The sequence below is a fragment of the Candidatus Villigracilis affinis genome (assembly GCF_016705895.1).
Classification (GTDB): Bacteria; Chloroflexota; Anaerolineae; order Anaerolineales; family Villigracilaceae; genus Villigracilis; species Villigracilis affinis.
The window spans coordinates 1-21,168 of the sequence record NZ_JADJKT010000044.1 but is presented as its reverse complement, the minus strand read 5'-3'; the positions used below and the strand labels follow the sequence as shown (position 1 = coordinate 21,168).

Here is a 21,168-nt window from a genome sequence, read left to right as displayed (position 1 = left end):
ATCCGCAGGCGTGGAATCGATGCATCCAAATTCAAAAACGCGCGTATATCCCTTTAACATCAAATGAATTTGGAGGTTCAAATGACTACTCAAAGACAAGCTTTACGACGTTCCCGCAGCAATCGCGTGGTCGCCGGGGTGTGCGGCGGATTGGCTGAATTTTTCGGGGTGAGCACCTTCTGGTTCCGCCTCGCCTTTCTCGTCGCTTTGATCCCCGGTGGTGTCCCAGGCATCCTGATATATCTTGCCATGGTCTTCATCGTACCAAGCGAATAAACGCACTGTGGAAATGTCAAAACTGCCGAAGCCAACTTGGTTTCGGCAGTTTTGATTGGTCCTGTCCATGTCATCGAGGGTGCCAGCAGATCTGTGAAAAGAATTATAAAGAAAGCCGTCTGCAAAAAATTAAGTAGAATCCACATGCAAGATTTCAATCGAATAGCAATAGTCAGGGACACCCGCCAAGGTTATACTTACTCCAATGACTGAGCCCCTCAACTTCGACAAAGCATCCCTGCTGAGCCTTGCATTCAAGGGCCTCGCAGAAAATGACCTGCGGGAGATGGCAACGCTGACACGGCTTTGCACCTATCCAGCCGACCATATCCTCTGCCGTGAGGGCGCCTTCGAGGAGATCTTCTACATCATCGCGGATGGCAATGCGGTCATCACCAAACAGATCAGCGAAGAGGAAGGCGAGCGCGTCCTGCGCATCGCTGGCAAAGGTGACCTGGTGGGCGAAATGGCGTTGATCCAAAATTCGCCGCGCTCCGCCACTGTGCGCGCCACCACCGAACTCACCGTACTGGAAATGGGGAAAAAGGATTTCGAGACCATGCTCAGCCGCAGTCCCAGCATGGCGATCAACATCATCCGCACCACACTGGACCGTATTCTTGAGAACGACCAAATGGCAATTCGCGACCTTCAAAAGAATAACAAGGTCCTGCGTCAGTTGGACCGCAACAAAATGGAATTCATTCAGGTTGCCGCACATGAACTACGCACCCCGCTGACCATCGTCAAGGGCTATGTCAATGTGCTGGGTTCCTTCCCTGAATTGCAGGAAAATGCCGCGCTGAAAGAGGTCATGGAGGGAATCATCAAAGGCTCTGAGCGGATGCACGAAGTGGTCAACACCATGCTGGATGTCACCCGCATCGAAAATGAACAACTGCGTATCAGCCCCGCTCCCGTGCCGCTGAAACGGATCCTGCACGAGCTTTCAGGCGATTTCCGCAAGGCCGTCGAAGACCGCAACATCGAGATCATTGTCGAACAGGATGAAGACACCCCCGCCATCAACGCGGACCCCTCCCTGATTCAAAAGGCCTTGTATCATCTCATCATCAACGCGATCAAATTCACACCCGACGGTGGGAAGGTCATCCTGCGGTCGCGCCCAGTCCTGATGGACAATCACGCTCCCGGGGTCGAGCTCAGCATACAGGATACTGGCATCGGTCTGGATGCCGAACATCATGAACTTGTCTTCGAGAAGTTTTATCAGGTCGGGAATGTGTCCATTCACTCTTCAGGGAAGACTTCTTTCAAAGGCGGCGGACCAGGCGCAGGGCTGGCCATTGTCCGCGGCGTGGCGAGGGCGCATGGCGGCAAAGTATGGGTGGAAAGCACAGGCCACGACGAAGTCAACTTCCCCGGGTGTACGTTCTATCTGCACCTGCCAATTGACCCGCCCAGGCATTAACGCGGAATGCGGACTGAAGTCCGCGCTCCTGTGCTATAAAAATCATCCCCCGGCGATCTTCACCTTATAACCCAATTGGCGCAACACATCGGCGACCTTCTCGCGCTGTTCGCCTTGAATTTCGATGATCCCGTCTTTGATGGTGCCGCCGCTGCCGCAGGCTTGCTTGAGCTTCTTGGCCAGAGTTATTAAATCCCCTTCGGAAAGCACCAGCCCTTTGACCAGGGTCACACCTTTTCCGCCGCGTCCTTTTGACTCGCGGTGCAGGTAAATGGTCTGCTGTTGAGGTGGCAGGGAATTGACGCTGGCAGAGGTTTCATCTTTTTTGCGAAGGTCTCCTTCTTCAGAAGACCAGACAGTTTTGGAATGATTCGATGTCATGGCGCAAGGATACAGTGGATTCCTGACAGGCGCAAGGGAGGTACAATAAACAAAAACAGAGGGCCAGTATGTCCACCAATTTCACAAAACCAAACCTGAACCCAAAAGTTCTATTCTCGGCCACGCGCAATTTGCTGGAGGGATTGTTCTGGATTCCCAGCATCGGTCTATGGCTATTGTACCCAGCCAGATGGTTGACAGGAGACTCGCTTCTGCCAGTCAGAATGACAGCCTATATCCTCGCCTGGTTGCTGCTGCTTTTTCTCCCCCTGCTATTTTTCGCGTGGATGACACGCCGTAAATGGCTTGCTCTGGCAGTGGCAAGTTCCATCCTCATCATCGTCTTCACCTACGTACCGCTCTATTTACCAAACCGCCCAACCCCGTCACCAGAGGATGGATTTTCTGTAAAAGTCATGAGCTACAACCTGCATGGCATTCCTGAGGTTGGTGAAATTGTCGAGGTCATCCGCCGCGAGAATCCCGATGTCCTGCTCATTCAGGAGTGTTCCCCCGCACTCTGCTCACCGCTTTTTCATGGGCTGGATGACCTGTATCCGTACAAGGATATGGTGATAAAAGATTTCGGTCAGGCGGCCTTCAGCCGATACCCAATGAAACGGACCAGCGCCGAAGTTGACCAGGGACGGACTCAAAAACTCATTATCAAAGCGCCGCAAGGGCTCGCAGCAGTTTGGAATATCCACCCGATTCCCCCGTTTCTGATTCCGCCCGAACAATACGATGCGCAGATATCCGCTCTCGCGGCGGATATCGCCCGCGAAAAAGGTCCGCTGATTGTGGCGGGCGATTTGAATGCCACAGATCAATCAGAAGCGTATCGCAAAATCAACCGTTATTTGACCGACGCCTATTGGGAGGCGGGTTGGGGAGTTGGATTCAGTTACCCTGCCCCGCCATATACCTTCATGGATTCGGGGTTTCAAGTGGGGCCAGTTTGGCGGATCGATCATATTTTCCACAGCGAGGAGTTTATCCCCACCAACGCTTATATCCTGAAAGACTCTGGAGGCTCTGACCATTTCCCGATCGTGGCTGAATTTTCACTGCAAAAATAACCTCAACGGGTATTCGAACGATAAAATTACAAGCCTTCGAACGGGTCATCCCAACCCTCTTTGGCGCGTGCCAGTTGTTCCCTGATCTTTAGGACAAGTTCATGGGGAAGATAGGGTTTGGAAATATAGTCATTGGCGCCAGCCCCGTACGCAACAACCCGGCTGTCCATGTTATTCAGGGCGGTAACGATAATAATCGGCGTCCGTCTAAATTCACGGTTTTCCCGCAGCAATCTGCATAACTTGAAACCATCCAATTCAGGCATCATCAAATCAAGCAGAAATACATCAGGTTTGACATCGCTTGCTTTTTGAATTGCAAGTGTGCTGTCATTCACTGAAATCGGCTCATATCCTTCCAATTTAAGCAATCGGGAAAGAATACTTGTCGCCTCCATGTCATCATCCACGATCATGATTCTTGTCATAGGCTTCTTCTTTGGCTTCCTGTTATTTGGATTCTTTTAATTATACCGCTTTGAAAATAAGCCTTCCATCCACACTACTCTACCACTACAACCGTCACAACACTGCTTTTTACCGTTTCTCCATTTGTCATTACACCTTCCACCCAAAAACGATGCTCGCCCAGTGATAATGTCCACCAAACCTGATAGGGCGGGGAAGACAGCGTTGCAAGCGGGATGCCATCTACAAAGAAAGTCATTTGGGCAAGGCCTGGCACCGTCGGCGCAGAGAATGATAGTTGTTGGGCACTCAGGTCAAGGTTAGGGGTGATGCGATAGGTCGTATTGTCGATCGGCGATGTGAGGGTCAAGGAATCTGCGCCGAGCGGATTCCCATTGGCTTCATCCAATAAAGGCAGGCCTTGCGAACGCGCCCAAGCCTGCGCTTCAATGGGAAGAGCCAAAACGATCTCGCCTGTAGTTGAGCGTTGATAAAAGGTATCGTAGGCAGTGGGCTGTGTACCCACGATGAACCATTCCGTTTTTGTATGTTGACAAGCCTCAGTGGGAAGCAAGCCCGAGAGACTGCACACATCCAGTTGCGCAAGGCCGATGGGCTGGGTAAATTTCACATCGGGTCTGCCTTGTAAAATGGAGCGCATGGTTTCATGCCAGATGGGTGCCGCACCTGTGAGACCTGTAACGTTGTGCATGGCTTCCCGATCGCTATTGCCAACCCACACCCCTACAAGAAGATCGGGCGTGTATCCGATGGTCCAGTTATCGTGGAAGTTCGTGGTGGTGCCTGTTTTTACAGCGGCGGTGCGATCAAGCTTCAAGACACTGTTGAGACTAAAGCCCGTCGCACGCGCGTGATCGTCGCTGAGGATATCGGAGATGAGCCAGGCCACACGCGGATCAATGACCTGGCGTGCAGCAGGCCGTTCTGGTTCATACAAAAGATTTCCATCTGCATCGCGAATCTCAAGAATGGATGTAACCTGTACGTAACTGCCTTCGTTCGCAAGAGCCGCATACGCCCCCGATAACTCAAGCAGGTTCATCGCTCCGCCACCCAGTGCCAGTGAGAGATCATAATTTCGCGGCTCGTCCAACGAACGAATGCCAAGTTGATTTGCAAGCGAGACCACATTTTCAATACCCACATGCTCCAAAGTCAACACGGCTGGCACATTCAAAGAAGAAGCCAGCGACTCACGCACTGACACAAATCCATGTTCTTTGCCATCATAGTTGACTGGTTTATACGGCTGGCCGTCTTTTGTCGTAAAGGTCGTTGAAACATCCAGGATGGAGGTCGCGGCTGTGAACGCATTTACATGCATTGGGTCCAGTGCGGCTGCATAGATGATGGGCTTGAATGCAGAGCCAGATTGTCTTCGGGCAGTTGCCATGTTGAGCGCGCCATAAATGGATGCATCAAAGTAATCGGCACTGCCAACGAGCGTGAGAATCTCCCCAGTGTGTGGATCGAGGACGACCAACGCGGCATTCTTAACGTTGGGGTTGATCTGGCCTTCGAGGGGTTTGAACAGCTCGATACGCCTTTTGACGATCTCTTCTGCAAGGTTTTGCATGCTCAGATCCAGCGTGGTGCGAATCACCAGACTCTGCTCTGTATTCAATTGACCCGACATGTAAAGATCATCCAATTGGTCTTTGATCATCCAGACAAAATGCGGCGCTTCGATGGGATATGGCTCGGCGTTGTAACTCAACGGGGAATTCTCTGCATCCACCCTCTGCTCAGTAGTGAGAAATCCACTTTTCTCCATTAATCCCAGCACAACCTTTTGACGTTCCAGCGCCAGATCAGGATTGGTGAAAGGGTTGTAAACGCCCGGTGTCTGCGGCAAACCAGCCAACAGAGCACACTCGGGCAGCAAAAGATCAGAAGCGGACTTACCGAAATAGGTTTGCGCTGCGGCTTCGATCCCGTAGGCCATTCCGCCGTAATAGATCTGATTGAGATACAAGGCGAGTATCTCGTCTTTGGAGTAGGCGCGGGTCAATTGCCATGCCAAAACGGACTCGCGCAATTTACGGCGCAGGGTGCGCTCTGTTACTTCATCGCTTAGCAGCAGGGTGCGCGCCACCTGTTGTGTGATGGTACTCCCTCCTGCAAGCGTTTCCCCACCCTGGATATTGATCCACAACGCGCGGATGATCCCTGCAACGTCCACGCCGGGGTTGTTGTAAAAATTCCCATCCTCCACGGCAATCGTCGCATCCTTCATGCATTGCGGAATATTCGCCACCGATAGCACGGCATTCCGTCCACCTGTGGCGGGAATGATCTCATAAAGCAGCCGACCACCCCGGTCCGTGATGCGGACGCTGGGTTGGTTCAAGTTTTCAGGGATCAAACGGATGGAAGGCAGGTCGTAGAAGGTGTAGACAAGAAAAGTCAGCACAACGGAGGCTGCCAGCAACAAAATCCGCACCAGATTGGATTTCAACAGGGTACGCATAAAATGATTATAAATTTCTTTTGTACTTTAAAAAGACCGCCCGTGGAATTGATTTCACGGGCGGGGAGAAATTAAAAAGGAGCTTTCGGTTTATGCACGGGGGAAATATTTTCGAGAGCGAAACTCCTCTACACGCCCGAAAAACGCCGCTGTGGTCTTGCCGTTATTGTTGTTATCATCGTTGTCGTTATCATCATTGCTGTTATCGTCGTTATTATTGTCGTCGTTGGTATTATCATCATCATTGCTGTTGTCATCATTGGTATTGGTGTCATCGTTGACATTATCATTGGTATTCTCATTCGTATTGTCATTGACGTTGTCGTTCGTGTTGTCATTCACATTATCATTGGTGTTATCGTTGTCATTGATATTGTCGTTCTCGTTGACATTATCATTGCTATTATCGACGCCATTGTCATTGCCATCGTCGTTGCTGTTGCCATTATCATTACCACCGCCGTCCTCGTTCTCATTGTCGCCATCGTCGGTGTTGTCATCGTCATTGCCATTGTTGTCGTCGTTGGTGTTTTCATTGGCATTTTGATTGTCATTGTCGTTGCCATTCTCATTTTCGTTGACACTGACATCTTCATTGATATTGCCGTTATCGTTCTCGTCCAGGTTGCCATTGTCGTTGCCATTCATGTTGATATTGCCCTGCTCGTGATCGTCAACCTCAACAGGCTTTCCAGCAGGGACAACTGTTCCGGGCGGCAATAATTGGATCGATTCGGCATCCACAAATCCAGCGGCGTTGGTGCGGCCGGTGACTGTAACCGCCACCCCATTCACCAGTTCATCCACGGGCAGCGATGTTGTATCGAGAATTGCGACCTGAATACCCGATACATAGTGAAGGTCATTGACCTTCATGTAAATACCTGAAAACTGAATGGTTTCATGCCTGCCTTCGTTGAGCAGTTCACTGACTTCATGCAGGCGTTCATTTCCGAAGGTGTGTTCAAGCATTTCCCGAGTGGCATGGTCAAATGTAAAGAACAAGCGCACATTTTCCCATGTGAGTTTGACGGGATACAGATTCTCTCCGGGCAGAGCGGTCGACGAAGCTCCCACCAAGCCTGTTCCGCTTGCCAGGAACAAGGCGGTCATGGTGAATGAGATCGCCAGACGTTGGAAGAACGGAATCACCCTTTTGCGCGGCGCGAACTTCGCCTCGCGCATTTCGGAGGCGCGCTGCAAAAGTTTGGCGCGCCCGCGGCGGACAGCTTCCGGGGAAGGTTCCTGAGCCATGGACCGTGCTTCGACGGAAGCCTTCAGGATCGGGCGTAATTCACCAGCAAAGCTGGGATAACGCGCGAGGAGGGCATCCATATCCGCGCCATTCTCAAGTTCCTGTATGCAAATTTCCAATATATCGTATAAGTTATTCATAGTTCACCTCACCAACCTCGCGCTGCAATGCAGCCAGCGCACGGAACTGGAGAGCCTTGACCGCGTTAACATTCTTATTCATAAAGGCCGCAGTCTCATCCAAAGAGTAGCCCTGTCCAAATCGCAGGGCGAGCACATTCTGTTGTTCGGGAGTTAATTGCGCGTACGCTTCATTCACAGCTTGATTCTGTTCGCGCTGATCCACCTCGGAGGTTACGCTCTCACCTGCATCCGCCATGGATTCGTGGAGTTCATTTTCCGGGCGGCGATATTTCCGCCGCAGGTGATCAGTCACCATGTGGGAGGCCGTCCCGATCAGCCATCCCTTCAAACTTGTTTTCGGAGGCTGTCCATTTTGGACGGCTTCCAATAGACGAACAAACACATCACTGGCAATGTCTTCGGCTACCGTCGAATCGCCAAGCCGGTAACGAACATAACGATAGATCTCAGAAAAATACTGGTCATAGACTGCACCGATTGTCTGCGCATCCAGCTTCTGTAACCCATCCAATTCCTTTTGTGTATCGGGTGCTGGCATGAGGTTACGAGTCTCCCGGAGGCCATGAAACAGATTCCATCATGGCAAATCCATCAGATAGTACAGCGGTGTATTTTGTGATGCTCCCGTGGCGCGGGGCTATCAGGAAAAGGCAGATGGACAACCTTCTCATTTCAGGGTTTTCTCCAACAAGTACAGCTTGCGTATTCATCATATTCCTTCACATACTTAAGGTGCTATCACCTCGAAAATCACCGCCTGACCATCGCGATAGACCTCCCTCAACCCAGGATCTTCAGCGGCAACGCGCAGGAAATTGTCGTGATTCAAGTCGCTATGAACATAGCGGGCTGAGAACTGCGTTGCAATGATCTCGGACGGCTGGGGTGTTTTCCCACGGGTGATGTTTACCCATGTATCGTACATTTCCGCGTCATACAATTGCAGATAGGTGGGATCAAGGCCGATCAGGTAGGTGTTATGAGTATTATAAAAGAATAAGCGCGGAAAATCATCCCAATCTGTCTGAAAGACACGCTCACCTTCAGCGGTATTCTCGACCAACCAGGCAGATGCGCCCGCGTACAGATCGTAAGACTTGGAACGCTGCATCTGCTCCTGCACCGCGGGAATGGATTTGATCATACCTGCCGTCACAGCCAAGGTAAGCAGGATGCCGGGGATATTGCTTTGCAGGTCGGTCCACACTGAACGGGTCAGTTTTGATCGGAAAACAGGATCAGGCTCAGGGTCCACGAAGAGAGGCGCCCAGGCAAATGCGGCGAAGATCAAGGCGAAGGGTGGGAAATATTCCACGAAGCGGCGTGCCTGAAAAAGCATCAGTCCAAACAGGAGTGCGATCAAAAAGCTGGTCGCGGTTCGCACATCCATTTTGCGGCCTGCCAAACCGAGAGCAAGCGCTCCGCTGACAAATGCCACCAGTGCGGGCAGGGAGTTTTCCAACAACTGCGCTGTTTCGTAGGGATACCATTCATTGCCAACACTGACAGAGGTAGCCTCCACCAACTTGGGCAGCAGGTGACGATAAGTAAAAACCAGGTTCGCAGGGAAGTACGGATTGATGATCACGCCCAACGCGATACCGATACCAGCCCACAGCAACAGACGATATTCCAGGCGACGCTCGATCATGGCCACGGCCAGCATGTGCAGCACGACAAGCGAGAGCATCAGCGGGAAGGCATCGTACGCCCAAACATAAACAAAGGAGAGAACCGCAAGGTGTTTGTATTTCCCTTCGAGCATCCAGGCCAGCGCAATCGCCAGAATTGCGAGAGAGAGTGATTGGGCGCGGGTAATACTCATACGGTAGAGAAAAGCATCAGAAATACCCAGTAAAGCCATTGCCCACAACCATGCCATGGGCACGCGCTGGCGGTGGAACAAGTACCAGACCGCCAAAAAAGCCAGGCTTGAAAAAGTAACCGCCGCCCACTTGGCTCCTGTGTGCAGGTCGCCGAAGGTAAAGGGGATCAATGCCACGTGAAAAAGAAAATGATGGTCGTAGAATTCCTTTTCGCTGAGAATACTCAGGGGCAGCCAGATGAAATCGGGCTTCAAACCTTCCGTGCGCATGAGCCATGCAAGTTTGATGTGATAAAAGCCATCGTTGTCGGGCATATCGGGTGTGGCAAACTGAACAGCAGCCATGCCGACGAAAAAAATAATGAATAATGCCAGGGGAAGAAATTTGGAAAGAGTCTGTTTTTGCATTGAAATACCCTTGCTCGGAAGAATAAGAGCAGCCCGCCTGAAGATCTCTTGACTCCAGGCGAGCCGTTCAATTTGAATTTCAGTTGCAGTGACGATTAGCCGCCGTTGGTATTTCCATCGTTGGAATTGTCGTCATTGCTGTTGTCGCCGTCATCGTTGGAATTGTCGTCATCACCATCATCATTGGAGTTGTCGTCAGTTCCGTCGTTGGAGTTGTCATCGTTGCCGTTATCATCGGTTCCGTCGTTGGAATTGTCATCGTTGCCGTTATCGTCGGTTCCGTCGTTGGAATTGTCGTCGTTGCCGTTATCGTCAGTTCCGTCGTTGGAATTGTCGTCGTTGCCGTTGTCGTCAGTTCCGTCGTTGGAATTGTCGTCGTTGCTGTTGCCGTCAGTGGAGTCATCATCCTCACTGTCGTCATTGCCATTGTCGGTGTTGGTGTTGTCATCGGTACCACTGTTGGTGTTGTCGTCGGTACCGCTGTTGGTGTTGTCGCCTGTACCTGTGTTGGTATTATCACCCGTGCCAGTATTGGTGTTATCACCCGTGCCAGTGTTGGTATTGTCGTTTGTGCCCGTATTGGTATTACCATCATCTGCGGACGGAGTATCAATGCGTGTCACAACAATTGAACCGTCCTCAGCCACTGAGGCTTCAATCTTGACAGTATCGCCGACCACATAAGTGCCAGCTTGTACAATTGCGGGGTCGACTGTAATGGTCTGACCGTTGACGACCCAGGTATTTCCATCGATGGATTCGATCACACCCGTGAATTCGACAGCGGATGCCTCAACTTTGGCTGCGCCAGCATCGGTCGTTGTGGCGGCGGGAGCGCCTGCGCAAGCGTTCATCAGCAGGGCGAGCAGGACGAGAGCGGGTCTGAGAAAGCGGAAGAATTGTTTCATGATTATCACCTCTTTTGGTTTAGTTTGATTACATACCACTAGTCGCCATAGGGGTGAAAAAGTTACGGCTTCCTCCAATCAATTTTCGAATTCAATTCATTCTTGTGAAAAACAACACCAGGCTTTATTGAGCCGCCTTGAAAACGATTTGAAACTCCTCCATGAATTGTGCCGCAATGTCGCGGTTATAGATCACCACCAGTGTTTCATCATTCCTTGTCTCGGCACTGTTGGTGAAATTATATGAACCAAATATCACGATACTCTTATCGATGATGATCACCTTGTGATGCATGAGACCGGGAATCCCATCCTTATACACATCGAGTTCGGCTTTGCTAAATGGGTCAAATTCAGTGCCAAGATTAGACTTGATCTGGTCAGCATCCATGACACCGGCCACAGTCAGTCCATCGGCAGCACTGACCCGCATGACACTTCCGATCGGGTCGGCGGTGAAGGAATATGCCATAAAGTAGATGCTATCTTGCGCCGCAGCGCCGATCAGATCCACCAGCGCAGCCTGCACATGATCATCGGGTGAGAAATAAATGTCGATGGGAGTGCCATCAATGGTCACACGCGGGTTGGGGGTGCCATAGCCTGCATCAGGGCCGAAAATATCGTCTTCGAACATTTCCTCGAATTCGGTTGTGAAATTTTCGGCGACCTTCGTCGAGCGGATCTTCATCAGGTTGTTGTTATCGGCATATGCGCCTGAATCCGTGAAATTCATCGAACCCAGCCAAACCTCTGAATTATCGATCACCACAAATTTATTGTGCATCAAACCTTCGCGGCGGTCGCCTAAAATAGGAATACCCGCATCTTTCAGCTTTTGCGGGTCGGAGCGGTCAAGGTTATCGCTTTCCATGACCATGCGCACCCGAACACCGCGATCATGCGCACGCAACAATGCGTCACGGATGCTGTTCAAGCTCAGGCTGTAAATCGCAACATCCACACTCAGGCGGGCTTCATCGATGGCATTGGCAAGCGGGCCATCGGGGCCGCCTGTTTCCTGAGAAGCCAGCGGGCTGGTGGGGTCGGTAAAATAAAGCTCAAACCAATCGCCGCGAACACCGCGCCCGGCGCCAAGCGTAACCAGAGTCAAGGTTGTAGTGAAATCCGATTCGATCACCGTATCAACTTGCGGCGGAGTCGGAGTCGTTCCCGAGATCGAAGTACATGCAGTCAGTAAAACAAAAATATAAAGCAGGCTCAAGGTCTTTTTCATGGAATTCTCCCAAAACGATTATAATCCCGCCACCCTATGACAGAAACAAATGGAAATGCGAATCGCCAGATCGCGCGCGCGGCTGGCACGGTGATGTTTGCCATTTTACTTGGGCAAATTACCGGGCTTGCGCGCGGTGTCATCGTTGCGCGCGCGTTTGGAGCCTCCCCCGAACTCGATGCATTCTTCGCCGCCAATCGTGTCAGCGAAACTCTTTTTTTGCTGGTGGCAGGTGGTGCGCTTGGTTCCGCTTTCATTCCGATGTTTACGGGACTGCTCGCCAAAAACGAAAAGGACTCGGCCTGGAGACTGGCTTCTTCGATCGCAAACGCGGTCACACTGACCCTCAGCCTGCTCGCGCTACTAGTGGCAGTGTTCGCCCCGCAAGTGGTCCGCTACGCGCTGGCCCCGGGCCTTTCCAGTGATCCGCAACTCTTCACGCTGACCATTTCCCTGCTGCGTATTCAACTGATCTCCGCCGTGCTCTTCGGCATCGGCGGATTATTCGTCGGCATCCTGAACGCTCATCAGGTCTTTTTACTTCCTGCCCTCACTCCCGCCTTCTATCAAATCGGAATTATCTTCGGCGCAATTGTGCTCGCTCCATCTCTTGGAATCTACGGGCTTGCCTGGGGCGTGGTCATCGGCTCTGTATTGTACGTAGCACTTCAACTTCCATCCCTTGTAAAACTTATTACCCGCCACTCATCCTTTTCTGCTTTCCACATCTCTCTCGGTTTGCAAGACTCAAACGTCCGTCAGGTCTTGTTGCTGATGGGACCGCGCCTGATCGGTGTGGCCGTGGTGCAGTTGAATTTTTGGGTAAACACCTGGCTGGCCTCTCAAATGGCAAGCGGAAGCGTCTCTGGCTTGTATTATGGATTTTCACTCATGCTCATGGCGCAGGCGGCCATTGCACAGTCAGTGGCCATCGCTGCGATGCCAACTTTTTCGGCGCAACACGCACTCGGTCAAACAGACGAGATGCGCACATCCCTGGCGTCGTCTCTGCGAGGCGTTATTCTTTTGGCACTGCCTGCCAGTATTGGCTTAATGCTCCTGCGCGAGCCGCTCATCTCGATGCTATATCAGCGTGGAAAGTTCGATGGCAACGATGTGCAGATCGTTTCATGGGCGTTGTTGTGGTACGCGGCAGGAATTGTTGGCCACTCCATCATGGAAATTTTGACCCGCGCCTTTTACGCACAGCACGATACAAAGACCCCCGTCATCATCGGCACCATTGCGATGGGACTAAACGTATTATTCAGTATTCTGTTCGCAAAATTATTCGCATCCATCGGCTGGATGCCGCATGGCGGATTGGCACTGGCGAATTCTTTTGCAACTGCGCTTGAGGCGGCCACATTGTTCATCGTAATGCGAAAGCGTCTGAAAGGCATCGAAGGTCCGCACATTATGGGCGGGGTCATTCCTTCAACTGCGGCCGCTATAGTCATGGCTTTATCAATTTTTGGCTGGCTTTCTGTTGGGAAAAACTTGAGCACATGGATTCTCGCCCTCATCGGCGTGATGATCGGCGGCGGGATTTACTTTGGCATGTTATGGATACTGCGCGTGCCTGAGTTGCAATATATCGTCAGCGGGGTATTGAGAAGACTAAAACGGAATTAAAAATCGTCCTTCCTGAAAAAAGGAAGGACGATAGACGAAAGAAAATAATTAAGTGGGGATTTATTTACGGCCAGATCAACCATTGCATGATGGCTACGAAGAAGCCAAGCAAAATGCCGCCAACCACTTCGAGCGGGGTATGACCGATGACTTCCTTCAATTCGTTTTCGTCCCACATATGACCCTTGAGCAATTCCTCGAAAAGCACGTTGATTCTTTCCGCGTGCATGCCAGCCTGCCTGCGCACACCCGCGGCATCATGGGCGATGATCATGGTGATCGCCACCGCCACCCCAAAAAGCGGATTATCAAAACCGTGATACAAGCCGACGGCAACTGTCCCTGAAACCATCAAGGCGGAATGAGAGGAAGGCATGCCGCCTGGAGCAAAGAACATGGCCCACATCCAGCGGCGTGAGCGCAAATACTCCGTAGGGATCTTCAGCGCCTGCGCGATCAACCAGCCCGCCAGCACGGCGATCAAAACTTTGTTTTCGAGAAGAGTAGCCAGATTCATTCCGAATCTTCCTCGAAGCCGACCAGGGAATCTCCAGCGAGTTTCTGCACCTTAAGCTGGGCTGACTCAAGCAGTGCGCCGCATTGCCTGACCAGGGCCTGACCCCGCTCAAACAGTTTCATCGACTCTTCAAGTGGATTCTGCTCCCCTTCCAACACTTCAACGATCTGCTCAAGCTCTACCAGTGCCTCTTCGTAGGTCAACTCCTCTATGGATTTTTCTGATTTTTTGACAGATGTCTTGGCCATATTAACTCCGATACTCAATTTGGTATTTTTACGAATAACAAATTATGATTTTCGACTTACATCAAACTCGCCGTCGCTGACTCGCACCTTCATTTCGCCGCCAGCATCGGAAACTTTGCCGACAACCCTGCCGTCGTCCTTGCGGGTGATAATAGCATATCCACGCGAGAGGACGCCTTCGGGATTCAAAGACTGCAAGCGTTTTGACATTCCATCTACGCGGGAAGCCTGCAATTGGATGCGGTGATTCATGGCGGAAAATGCGCGGCGGGAAAGCTCGTCGAGGTGCTGATATTCAGATTGAATGCGGCGTTCTGGGGAAACGTATTTCAGGCGCGATGCCAAAGCGGAGAGTCCCGCCTTTTGTTCAGCGAGCAGGTTCGAGGTTAAGTCTGTGAGGCGCGCGGTGTAATAGTCAAGTTGTGCGCGAAGGTCATCTACTGTTGTTTGGGTGGCAAGTTCCGCAGCGGCCGTTGGGGTCGGGGCGCGGAGGTCGGCGGCGAAATCGCACAGGGTGAAGTCGGTTTCGTGGCCCACGCCGCAAATGATGGGCGCTTTTGAATCGGCCACGGCACGCACGACCCGCTCATCGTTGAAAGCCCACAGGTCTTCGATGGAGCCTCCACCGCGGGCAAGTAAAATCACATCGGGGTTTTGCTTGTTGAGCGAAACCAGCGCATTGACCAAAGCGGGCGGGGCCTCCACACCTTGCACAGGGGAAGCCGCAAGAATGACGCGCGCCAACGGCAGACGGCGACGCAATGTATTGAGCATGTCGCGCAGCGCCGCACCCGTCGCGGAGGTGACAACGCCGATCGTTTGCGGACGCTCAGGGATGGAACGCTTACGCTCAGAATCGAACAGTCCTTCAGCTTCGAGCATGGCTTTCAGGCGCATGTATTCCTGATACAACCTGCCTTCGCCTTTAGGTTGTACGAGGTTGACGATAAGTTGATACTGTCCCTGCGGCTCGTAGACCGTGATCCTGCCATGAACTTCCACAGCCATGCCATCCTGCAAGTTGACACGCAAACGCGCCGCATCCAGTTTCCAGATCACACAGCGAAGTGAGGCGTTTTTATCTTTCAGCGTGAAATAGATGTGACCCGAAGCGGGCTTCGAGAGGTTGGAGATCTCACCATCCACCCAAACGTCCTGCAATGTGGGATCATCTTCCAACTGTTTGCGAATATGGAAGGTAAGTTGGGAGACCGTAAGATGGACAGAGGAAAACAGGGTCGGCTGCATGGATTGCGAGGATAACTTAAAAAGGATGAATGTGGAAGTGGAAAGAAAAGGATAAAAGAGCAATCAAAAAACATCTTTCTTCTTTCATCCCTCATCCTTTATAATTCATCCCTGAACTCCCATGAATCATCTCTGGTCACCCTGGCGCATGTCATACATCGAAAATCACACAAAAGAGAACGGCTGTGTATTTTGCATCGCACAAGCCAAAACGGACAGCGAAGAAAATCTCATCGCCTTCCGCGGAAAGAACGCGTATGTGATCCTCAACCGCTTCCCCTACACCAGCGGACATTTGATGGTCATCCCCTTTTCACACACATCCAACCTCGAAGAACTCGACGCCGAAACCCGCGCCGAAATGATGGAGCTGGCCTCACACTGCACCACCATTCTGCGCAAGGTGTATCGAACACAATCGTTCAACATGGGCATCAACATTGGCGAAGCGGCGGGGGCGGGCGTGCTGGGACATGTCCACATTCACATTGTGCCGCGCTGGGCAGGCGATACAAACTTCATGTCTTCTGTTGGCGAAACGCGCGTATTGCCCGAGGCGCTCGAAGATACTTACAGGCGGGTACGGGATGCATTCACCCCCCCCTTGCCTTTTCAATAGACATACTGGCTTGCCCCCCCCCGCAGGTCGCACAAATATTCCCTCGCCTTGAAATCCCTTTTTGAGGAAAATGCAAACCCCGCGCAGGCAGGGCCGATGAAGAAATACATGCGCGACCAATTCGAATACCTCGGAATCAAAACGCCGCAAAGTGCGGCGCTGATGAAGGGATTCATCGCCGAACACGGACTTCCCCCGCTGGAAAAACTGGACGTGATCGTGCGTGACCTGTGGTCACTGCCCCAGCGTGAATTTCAATACGCCGCCATGGGCTTGATGGGCAAATTCGAAAAGACGGTCGGGCCTGAATTCATCACAACCATTGAATATTTACTGGTGACAAAATCATGGTGGGACACCGTGGATACGCTGGCTGGCCATGCAGTGGGGTCTCAGTTCAAGCGGTTTCCCAAGGTCCGTGAAAAATACCTGAAAAAGTGGCGAAAATCTAAAAACTTTTGGCTGCGCCGCACGACCTTGCTCTTTCAACTTGGCTATAAAGAAGAAACCGACTTCGACCTGTTGTCCGAAATCGTCAAGGAAAATCTCGGCTCAGACGAATTCTTCATCAACAAGGCCATTGGCTGGGCGTTACGTCAATATGCACACACCCATCCATCCCCCGTGAAAAAGTTTGTCAAAGCAACGAAGGAACTGCATCCTTTAAGTCGGCGTGAGGCATTGAAGAATATTGGAGAGTAGCAAACGATGGGCCATTGGGCAAGTCGTGCTTATCCTTCTTCCCTATTCCTCATAAAATCTGCCACTTCGGCAAAGCGGGTTTTGAGATGCTCCTTCACAGCGGGGAGGACATTCATCTCGTCAACGGCTTGATTCATGCACCACAGCCATTGGTCGCGCTCGATGCCGCCAATGGAAAATGGCATATGACGCTGACGTAAGCGGGGATGCCCGTATTTTTCAATGTAGAGCGGAGGTCCGCCTGACCAGCCTGTGAGGAAGAGAAAAAGCTTTTCGCGTGATTGTGTCAAGCTCGCCGCGTGCAATGCGCGGATGTCCTTCGCCTCGGGCGAGGAATCCATAATGTCATAAAATCTTTCAACCAGGGTGCGGACGCCTGTCTCGCCGCCGATCAGGTCATAGAGGGAGTTGAGTTCATTCATGGGTGAAATTGTAATATAAGTTTCATAAACAAGCTGGGAATGACATATCACCATTGTTATGAGAAAATAGAAAAAACCAAAAGGAGCTTATTATGCAACCAAGAATTAAAATGGGTTTGATCGTAGGTGTGGTAGGTTTGGTGTTGAATGTTTGCGTTTCCGGATTCATCGGGCTCTGCGGACCATTTGCATCGATGCTGGCTGGAGGGGTGGCAGGGTTCCTCACCGCAAATCAGGAAAAACAAACAACCAAGGCCGATGGAGCCAGAGCAGGAGCCATCGCAGGAGGCATTGCGGGCGGATTAATGATCATCGGTCAGATGATCGGCGGCGTGATCGCCCTCGTCTTAATGCAAACCTCGGGGACGCAACTTCCATTTGGAACCATACCGACAGGCGATGATCCGTCCATGATGGCAATTTTCTATCTCTCCGGGCTCGGCACAGGTCTATGCTTCGGGATCTTCGGCGCGGCACTCGCCGCCGGGGCAGGGGCAGGCGCAGGGTATTTTGGAACACCCGATCAGCCAGCAGCCACTCCAACCCTATAAAACATATCGAATTCATAAAGCCAACGTCTGAGACGTTGGCTTTATAATTGCCGCATCACCAACAGGAGAACCCCATGAGCAAAGAAAATGATGCAGTGATTCTAAGTGCGGCACGAACCGCCGTAGGAAAATTTCAGGGCGGACTGAGCGGAATCTCCGCAACAAAACTCGGCGCGGTTGCCGTCAAAGCGGCGGTGGAACGCGCGGGAATCGACCCCAAAGATATTGAAGAAGTTTTGATGGGCAATGTGGTGCAAGCCGGCAATGGTCAGGCGCCTGCGCGACAGGCGGCGATCTTTGCGGGCGTGCCCGCCACTGTCAGCGCCACTGCAATTAACAAGGTATGTGGATCAGGCCTCAAGGCGGCGATGATGTCGGCGCAAGCCATCCGCGCTGGAGATGGCGATTTATTTGTAGCAGGCGGAATGGAGTCGATGAGCCGCGCGCCGTATCTCGTCAGCGGGCGTTCGGGCGAACTCAAGTTCGGCAATCAAGCCCTCACCGATGCCCTGCTCAATGATGGTCTTTGGGATCCCTTTGAGAATTGGGGCATGGGCATGGCCGCTGAATTCATTGCGGATGAATATGAAGTGACCCGCGCCGCAATGGATGAATTTGCGCTTCGCTCTCACCTGAAAGCTGTTGAGGCTCAAGAAAAAGGCATGTTCAGCGCCGAGATCGTTCCTGTGCAAATCCCTGGACGAAAAGGGGAAGTGACCATTTTCGACAGGGACGAAGGTCCGCGCAAGGACACTTCGCTGGAGTCGCTGGCGAAACTCAAGCCCGCCTTCAAAGCGGACGGGAAAGTGACCGCAGGCAACGCTTCCTCCATGAATGACGGCGCGGCGGCAGTTGTGATTTCGTCACGCGCTTATGCAGAAAAAAATAATCTCAATCCCATCGCGCGCATTGCTGGCTACGCGCAGGCGGCATTGGAGCCGAAGTATTTATTCGCCGCACCTGCCTATGCAATTCCCAAACTGCTCAAGAAAATTGACTGGAAACTCAGCGACGTTGATCTCATTGAAGTCAACGAAGCCTTTGCCGCGCAAGTGCTTGCAGATGGTTACGCCCTCGCCGATCAAGGCTGGGACTGGGACAAGGTCAACGTGAACGGCGGCGCGATCGCCCTCGGTCACCCACTCGGTGCCAGCGGCGCACGCGTGTTGACGACGTTGATCTACGCCTTGAAGAATCGCGGCCTGAAACGCGGCATTGCATCGCTTTGTCTCGGCGGCGGTGAGGCTGTGGCGATGGCGGTGGAGTTGGAAGGTTAGAAAGTTGGCAAGTTAGAAGGTTGGAACATTCAAACCTGTTAACTGGTAAAGATTTGAGGACACAACAAATGGACACACAAGAACGCAACGAAAAGATCGAACTGTACGGGCGTGGATTCGACTTATTGAAAGCCGCTCTGGCTGAAGTGCCAGCAGAGGCGATGAAGTTCAAGCCTGAGCCGAAAGAGTGGAGCGTGCATGAGATCATCATCCACATTGCGGACAGTGAAACCAATGCCGCCCTGCGTGCGCGCAAATTGATCGTAGAGCCAGGCGGCACGTTGATGGGTTACGATCAGGATAAGTGGGCCATTGAATTGAACTACCACGACATGGACCTCGAAGACGCGTTGGAAGCCACACGCATTGCAAGAAAAACAACCTACGCACTGCTGAAACGCCAGCCCGAGGAAGTGTTCAGCCATTGGCTCAAGCACCCCGAAATGGAAGGTCAATACACCTTCGAGAAGTGGATCAATATTTATTCGGGACATATCCCAGGGCATATTGAGCAGATTCAGAATAATATGAAGTTGTGGAAGAAAAGAATCCCGCCCGCGCAACTAAGGAGACTATATGACTATTCGACACATTTTCGTCATCGGCGCAGGGACCATGGGCAACGGCATTGCACAGGTTGCGGCGACCTCGGGCTATCAAGTCACCTGCATGGACGTGATGCCTGCCGCACTGGAGAAAGCCAAGGCGACCATCGCCAAATCCACGGGGAAATTGCTGGAAAAAGGGACGATCACCGCGGAGCAAAAGGCCTCGGCAGATGCGATCCAATTCGTGAGCAACATGGACACGATGAAAGACGCCGACCTCGTCATCGAAGCCGCCACCGAAAACCCCGAATTGAAATTCAAGATCTTCAAAGACATGGATGCCAACGCCCGCGAAGGCGTGATTTTGGCAAGCAACACTTCGTCGATTTCGATCACAAAGATCGCAGCAGTGACCAGCCGTCCCGATAAAGTGATCGGAATGCATTTCATGAATCCCGTGCCGTTGATGAAACTGGTCGAAGTCATCCGCGGACTTGGCACATCCGACGAAACGACCAAGACCATCATGGACTTGTGCAAGGTGATGGGCAAGGAACCCGTGGAAGCCAACGACTCGCCTGGGTTCATTTCGAATCGCATCCTGTGCCCGATGATCAACGAGGCGATTTTCGCCTTGCAGGAAAATGTCGGCACGCCTGAAGCCATTGACCAGGTGATGAAGCTCGGCATGAATCATCCGATGGGACCGCTCACCCTGGCGGATTTGATCGGGCTGGATGTGGTTTTATTTGTGATGGAAGTTTTGCAAAGAGATTTGGGCGAAGATAAATACCGCCCCGCGTATTTACTGCGCAAGATGGTGGATGCGGGCTATTTGGGAAGAAAGACTGGCAGAGGTTTTTATACGTATAAGTAGGGGCGATGCACATTGTCCCCTTGTGGGAATGCGTCGCCCCTACAGTGCAAGGGAAAAACATGGCAAGTGACAAACGCACAAAATTCGACCCCAAAAAGCACCATCGAAAATCCATTCGCCTGCAGGGATATGATTATTCGCGGGAAGGCGCGTATTATGTGACCATTGTTACGTATCATCGCGATTGTTTGTTCGGCGAAATCGTGAACGAAGAAATGTTTTTGAACGAATTTGGCAAAATCGCGGATGAATGTTGGCGTGCCATTCCCGATCATTTCCCATTCGTGGAATTGGGCGCACATGTGATTATGCCAAATCATGCGCATGGGATTATTGCGATACACAACGACGAATTGACGTCCAACGTAGGGGCGACCCAATGGGTCGCCCCTACCACGCCCGACAATCGTCCCAAGGGACCAAAACCGAAATCATTGGGCGCAATTATTGGATCATTCAAATCCGCCGTTTCATATCGCATCAATAAGGAATATAATGCCACTGGTATCTGGCAAAGAAATTATTACGAACACATTATTCGTGATGAAAAAGACCTGCAAAACAAAACCGATTACATCGAAGCGAATCCCTCCTTGTGGGATGATGACGAGAACAACCCAATTAATCCATTGTTGTAATTCGTGACGGCAATGTAGGGGCGACGCAATGCGTCGCCCCTAC

The 21,168-nt window shown here is 51.8% G+C and carries 23 protein-coding genes; 10 read left to right on the top strand and 13 right to left on the bottom strand.

The features are described 5' to 3' along the window. Positions 1-81: 81 nt before the first annotated feature. Positions 82-276: a PspC domain-containing protein gene (locus tag IPI86_RS25335; protein WP_345300829.1), complete on the top strand. Its 195-nt coding sequence runs from the start codon at positions 82-84 to the stop codon at positions 274-276. Between the two features lie 205 nt (positions 277-481). Then, a complete protein-coding gene (locus IPI86_RS25330) occupies positions 482-1,708 on the top strand; it encodes an ATP-binding protein (RefSeq protein ID WP_345300828.1) in 1,227 nt (408 codons plus the stop codon). A gap of 42 nt (positions 1,709-1,750) precedes the next feature. On the opposite strand, the gene IPI86_RS25325 is transcribed toward IPI86_RS25330, so the two are convergent. Further along, the gene (locus tag IPI86_RS25325; RefSeq protein WP_345300827.1) at positions 1,751-2,089 is read right to left on the bottom strand and encodes a translation initiation factor; all 339 of its coding nucleotides are present in this window, start codon (positions 2,087-2,089) and stop codon (positions 1,751-1,753) included. Positions 2,090-2,157: 68 nt separating this feature from the next. Between IPI86_RS25325 and IPI86_RS25320 the strand changes: the two genes are divergently transcribed. Continuing rightward, on the top strand, positions 2,158-3,168 hold the full coding sequence (locus IPI86_RS25320) for an endonuclease/exonuclease/phosphatase family protein (RefSeq protein ID WP_345300826.1): 1,011 nt from the start codon (positions 2,158-2,160) through the stop codon (positions 3,166-3,168). Positions 3,169-3,194: 26 nt separating this feature from the next. Here the strand turns inward: IPI86_RS25320 and IPI86_RS25315 are convergent, their stop codons facing one another. From IPI86_RS25315 to IPI86_RS25285, 7 genes are all read right to left on the bottom strand, one after another. Further along, the gene (locus tag IPI86_RS25315) at positions 3,195-3,596 is read right to left on the bottom strand and encodes a response regulator (protein ID WP_345300825.1); all 402 of its coding nucleotides are present in this window, start codon (positions 3,594-3,596) and stop codon (positions 3,195-3,197) included. 74 nt (positions 3,597-3,670) lie between these two features. After that, positions 3,671-6,067: a PBP1A family penicillin-binding protein gene (locus tag IPI86_RS25310; RefSeq protein ID WP_345300824.1), complete on the bottom strand. Its 2,397-nt coding sequence runs from the start codon at positions 6,065-6,067 to the stop codon at positions 3,671-3,673. A 90-nt stretch (positions 6,068-6,157) separates the two neighbouring features. Beyond that, positions 6,158-7,462, bottom strand: a complete 1,305-nt coding sequence (locus IPI86_RS25305) for a DUF5667 domain-containing protein (RefSeq protein ID WP_345300823.1) — start codon at positions 7,460-7,462, stop codon at positions 6,158-6,160. Further along, positions 7,455-8,003, bottom strand: a complete 549-nt coding sequence (locus IPI86_RS25300) for a sigma-70 family RNA polymerase sigma factor (protein ID WP_345300822.1) — start codon at positions 8,001-8,003, stop codon at positions 7,455-7,457. The genes IPI86_RS25305 and IPI86_RS25300 overlap by 8 nt, the downstream gene beginning before the upstream one ends. A 189-nt stretch (positions 8,004-8,192) precedes the next feature. Then, positions 8,193-9,698 carry a hypothetical protein gene (locus tag IPI86_RS25295; protein ID WP_345300821.1) on the bottom strand — a complete coding sequence of 502 codons (1,506 nt, stop codon included), beginning with the start codon at positions 9,696-9,698 and terminating at the stop codon, positions 8,193-8,195. Between the two features lie 95 nt (positions 9,699-9,793). After that, a complete protein-coding gene (locus IPI86_RS25290; RefSeq protein ID WP_345300820.1) occupies positions 9,794-10,606 on the bottom strand; it encodes a DUF5666 domain-containing protein in 813 nt (270 codons plus the stop codon). Positions 10,607-10,730: 124 nt separating this feature from the next. Next, the gene (locus tag IPI86_RS25285) at positions 10,731-11,843 is read right to left on the bottom strand and encodes a phospholipase D-like domain-containing protein (protein ID WP_345300819.1); all 1,113 of its coding nucleotides are present in this window, start codon (positions 11,841-11,843) and stop codon (positions 10,731-10,733) included. Positions 11,844-11,879: 36 nt separating this feature from the next. Between IPI86_RS25285 and murJ the strand changes: the two genes are divergently transcribed. Next, positions 11,880-13,478, top strand: coding sequence for a murein biosynthesis integral membrane protein MurJ (gene murJ / locus IPI86_RS25280; protein ID WP_345300818.1), 1,599 nt, complete (start codon positions 11,880-11,882; stop codon positions 13,476-13,478). Between the two features lie 64 nt (positions 13,479-13,542). Here the strand turns inward: murJ and IPI86_RS25275 are convergent, their stop codons facing one another. From IPI86_RS25275 to xseA, 3 genes are read right to left on the bottom strand one after another with little or no spacing between them, the layout of a single operon-like run. After that, positions 13,543-13,995 (bottom strand): divergent PAP2 family protein, encoded by a 453-nt coding sequence (locus IPI86_RS25275; protein ID WP_345300817.1) that lies wholly within the window; start codon positions 13,993-13,995, stop codon positions 13,543-13,545. After that, complete coding sequence (gene xseB, locus IPI86_RS25270) at positions 13,992-14,243, bottom strand: exodeoxyribonuclease VII small subunit (protein WP_345300816.1); 252 nt, start codon at positions 14,241-14,243, stop codon at positions 13,992-13,994. Before xseB ends, IPI86_RS25275 begins: the two co-directional genes overlap by 4 nt. Positions 14,244-14,285: 42 nt before the next feature. Next, positions 14,286-15,554, bottom strand: a complete 1,269-nt coding sequence (gene xseA / locus IPI86_RS25265; RefSeq protein ID WP_345300815.1) for an exodeoxyribonuclease VII large subunit — start codon at positions 15,552-15,554, stop codon at positions 14,286-14,288. A gap of 58 nt (positions 15,555-15,612) precedes the next feature. On the opposite strand from xseA, the gene IPI86_RS25260 reads away from it, so the two are divergent. Both IPI86_RS25260 and IPI86_RS25255 read left to right on the top strand, forming a co-directional pair. Continuing rightward, a complete protein-coding gene (locus tag IPI86_RS25260) occupies positions 15,613-16,110 on the top strand; it encodes an HIT domain-containing protein (RefSeq protein ID WP_345300814.1) in 498 nt (165 codons plus the stop codon). A 48-nt stretch (positions 16,111-16,158) separates the two neighbouring features. Next, positions 16,159-16,812: a DNA alkylation repair protein gene (locus IPI86_RS25255; protein ID WP_345300813.1), complete on the top strand. Its 654-nt coding sequence runs from the start codon at positions 16,159-16,161 to the stop codon at positions 16,810-16,812. A gap of 29 nt (positions 16,813-16,841) precedes the next feature. Here the strand turns inward: IPI86_RS25255 and IPI86_RS25250 are convergent, their stop codons facing one another. Further along, a complete protein-coding gene (locus tag IPI86_RS25250; protein ID WP_345300812.1) occupies positions 16,842-17,234 on the bottom strand; it encodes a group II truncated hemoglobin in 393 nt (130 codons plus the stop codon). Positions 17,235-17,326: 92 nt separating this feature from the next. On the opposite strand from IPI86_RS25250, the gene IPI86_RS25245 reads away from it, so the two are divergent. Both IPI86_RS25245 and IPI86_RS25240 read left to right on the top strand, forming a co-directional pair. Beyond that, positions 17,327-17,785 carry a hypothetical protein gene (locus tag IPI86_RS25245; RefSeq protein ID WP_345300811.1) on the top strand — a complete coding sequence of 153 codons (459 nt, stop codon included), beginning with the start codon at positions 17,327-17,329 and terminating at the stop codon, positions 17,783-17,785. A gap of 74 nt (positions 17,786-17,859) precedes the next feature. Next, entirely contained in the window at positions 17,860-19,062 is a 1,203-nt protein-coding gene (locus tag IPI86_RS25240; RefSeq protein WP_345300810.1) for an acetyl-CoA C-acetyltransferase, read from the top strand. A gap of 122 nt (positions 19,063-19,184) precedes the next feature. On the opposite strand, the gene IPI86_RS25235 is transcribed toward IPI86_RS25240, so the two are convergent. Next, positions 19,185-19,556 carry a hypothetical protein gene (locus IPI86_RS25235; protein WP_345300809.1) on the bottom strand — a complete coding sequence of 124 codons (372 nt, stop codon included), beginning with the start codon at positions 19,554-19,556 and terminating at the stop codon, positions 19,185-19,187. Positions 19,557-19,638: 82 nt separating this feature from the next. Between IPI86_RS25235 and IPI86_RS25230 the strand changes: the two genes are divergently transcribed. Both IPI86_RS25230 and IPI86_RS25225 read left to right on the top strand, forming a co-directional pair. Continuing rightward, positions 19,639-20,487, top strand: a complete 849-nt coding sequence (locus IPI86_RS25230) for a 3-hydroxybutyryl-CoA dehydrogenase (RefSeq protein WP_345300808.1) — start codon at positions 19,639-19,641, stop codon at positions 20,485-20,487. 59 nt (positions 20,488-20,546) lie between these two features. Further along, positions 20,547-21,125 carry a transposase gene (locus IPI86_RS25225; protein WP_345300807.1) on the top strand — a complete coding sequence of 193 codons (579 nt, stop codon included), beginning with the start codon at positions 20,547-20,549 and terminating at the stop codon, positions 21,123-21,125. Positions 21,126-21,168: the final 43 nt, after the last annotated feature.

Coding starts and splice junctions, on each gene's coding strand:
- IPI86_RS25330 (WP_345300828.1), top strand. CDS start 482: ATGACTGAGCCCCTCAACTTCGACAAAGCATCCCTGCTGAGCCTTGCA.
- IPI86_RS25315 (WP_345300825.1), bottom strand. CDS start 3,596: ATGACAAGAATCATGATCGTGGATGATGACATGGAGGCGACAAGTATT.
- IPI86_RS25335 (WP_345300829.1), top strand. CDS start 82: ATGACTACTCAAAGACAAGCTTTACGACGTTCCCGCAGCAATCGCGTG.
- IPI86_RS25325 (WP_345300827.1), bottom strand. CDS start 2,089: ATGACATCGAATCATTCCAAAACTGTCTGGTCTTCTGAAGAAGGAGAC.
- IPI86_RS25250 (WP_345300812.1), bottom strand. CDS start 17,234: ATGAATGAACTCAACTCCCTCTATGACCTGATCGGCGGCGAGACAGGC.
- IPI86_RS25300 (WP_345300822.1), bottom strand. CDS start 8,003: ATGCCAGCACCCGATACACAAAAGGAATTGGATGGGTTACAGAAGCTG.
- murJ (WP_345300818.1), top strand. CDS start 11,880: ATGACAGAAACAAATGGAAATGCGAATCGCCAGATCGCGCGCGCGGCT.
- IPI86_RS25305 (WP_345300823.1), bottom strand. CDS start 7,462: ATGAATAACTTATACGATATATTGGAAATTTGCATACAGGAACTTGAG.
- xseB (WP_345300816.1), bottom strand. CDS start 14,243: ATGGCCAAGACATCTGTCAAAAAATCAGAAAAATCCATAGAGGAGTTG.
- IPI86_RS25235 (WP_345300809.1), bottom strand. CDS start 19,556: ATGTCCCGAATAAATATTGATCCACTTCTCGAAGGTGTATTGACCTTC.
- IPI86_RS25225 (WP_345300807.1), top strand. CDS start 20,547: ATGGCAAGTGACAAACGCACAAAATTCGACCCCAAAAAGCACCATCGA.
- IPI86_RS25320 (WP_345300826.1), top strand. CDS start 2,158: ATGTCCACCAATTTCACAAAACCAAACCTGAACCCAAAAGTTCTATTC.
- IPI86_RS25295 (WP_345300821.1), bottom strand. CDS start 9,698: ATGCAAAAACAGACTCTTTCCAAATTTCTTCCCCTGGCATTATTCATT.
- IPI86_RS25275 (WP_345300817.1), bottom strand. CDS start 13,995: ATGAATCTGGCTACTCTTCTCGAAAACAAAGTTTTGATCGCCGTGCTG.
- IPI86_RS25260 (WP_345300814.1), top strand. CDS start 15,613: ATGAATCATCTCTGGTCACCCTGGCGCATGTCATACATCGAAAATCAC.
- IPI86_RS25285 (WP_345300819.1), bottom strand. CDS start 11,843: ATGAAAAAGACCTTGAGCCTGCTTTATATTTTTGTTTTACTGACTGCA.
- IPI86_RS25290 (WP_345300820.1), bottom strand. CDS start 10,606: ATGAAACAATTCTTCCGCTTTCTCAGACCCGCTCTCGTCCTGCTCGCC.
- IPI86_RS25310 (WP_345300824.1), bottom strand. CDS start 6,067: ATGCGTACCCTGTTGAAATCCAATCTGGTGCGGATTTTGTTGCTGGCA.
- IPI86_RS25245 (WP_345300811.1), top strand. CDS start 17,327: ATGCAACCAAGAATTAAAATGGGTTTGATCGTAGGTGTGGTAGGTTTG.
- IPI86_RS25230 (WP_345300808.1), top strand. CDS start 19,639: ATGACTATTCGACACATTTTCGTCATCGGCGCAGGGACCATGGGCAAC.
- IPI86_RS25240 (WP_345300810.1), top strand. CDS start 17,860: ATGAGCAAAGAAAATGATGCAGTGATTCTAAGTGCGGCACGAACCGCC.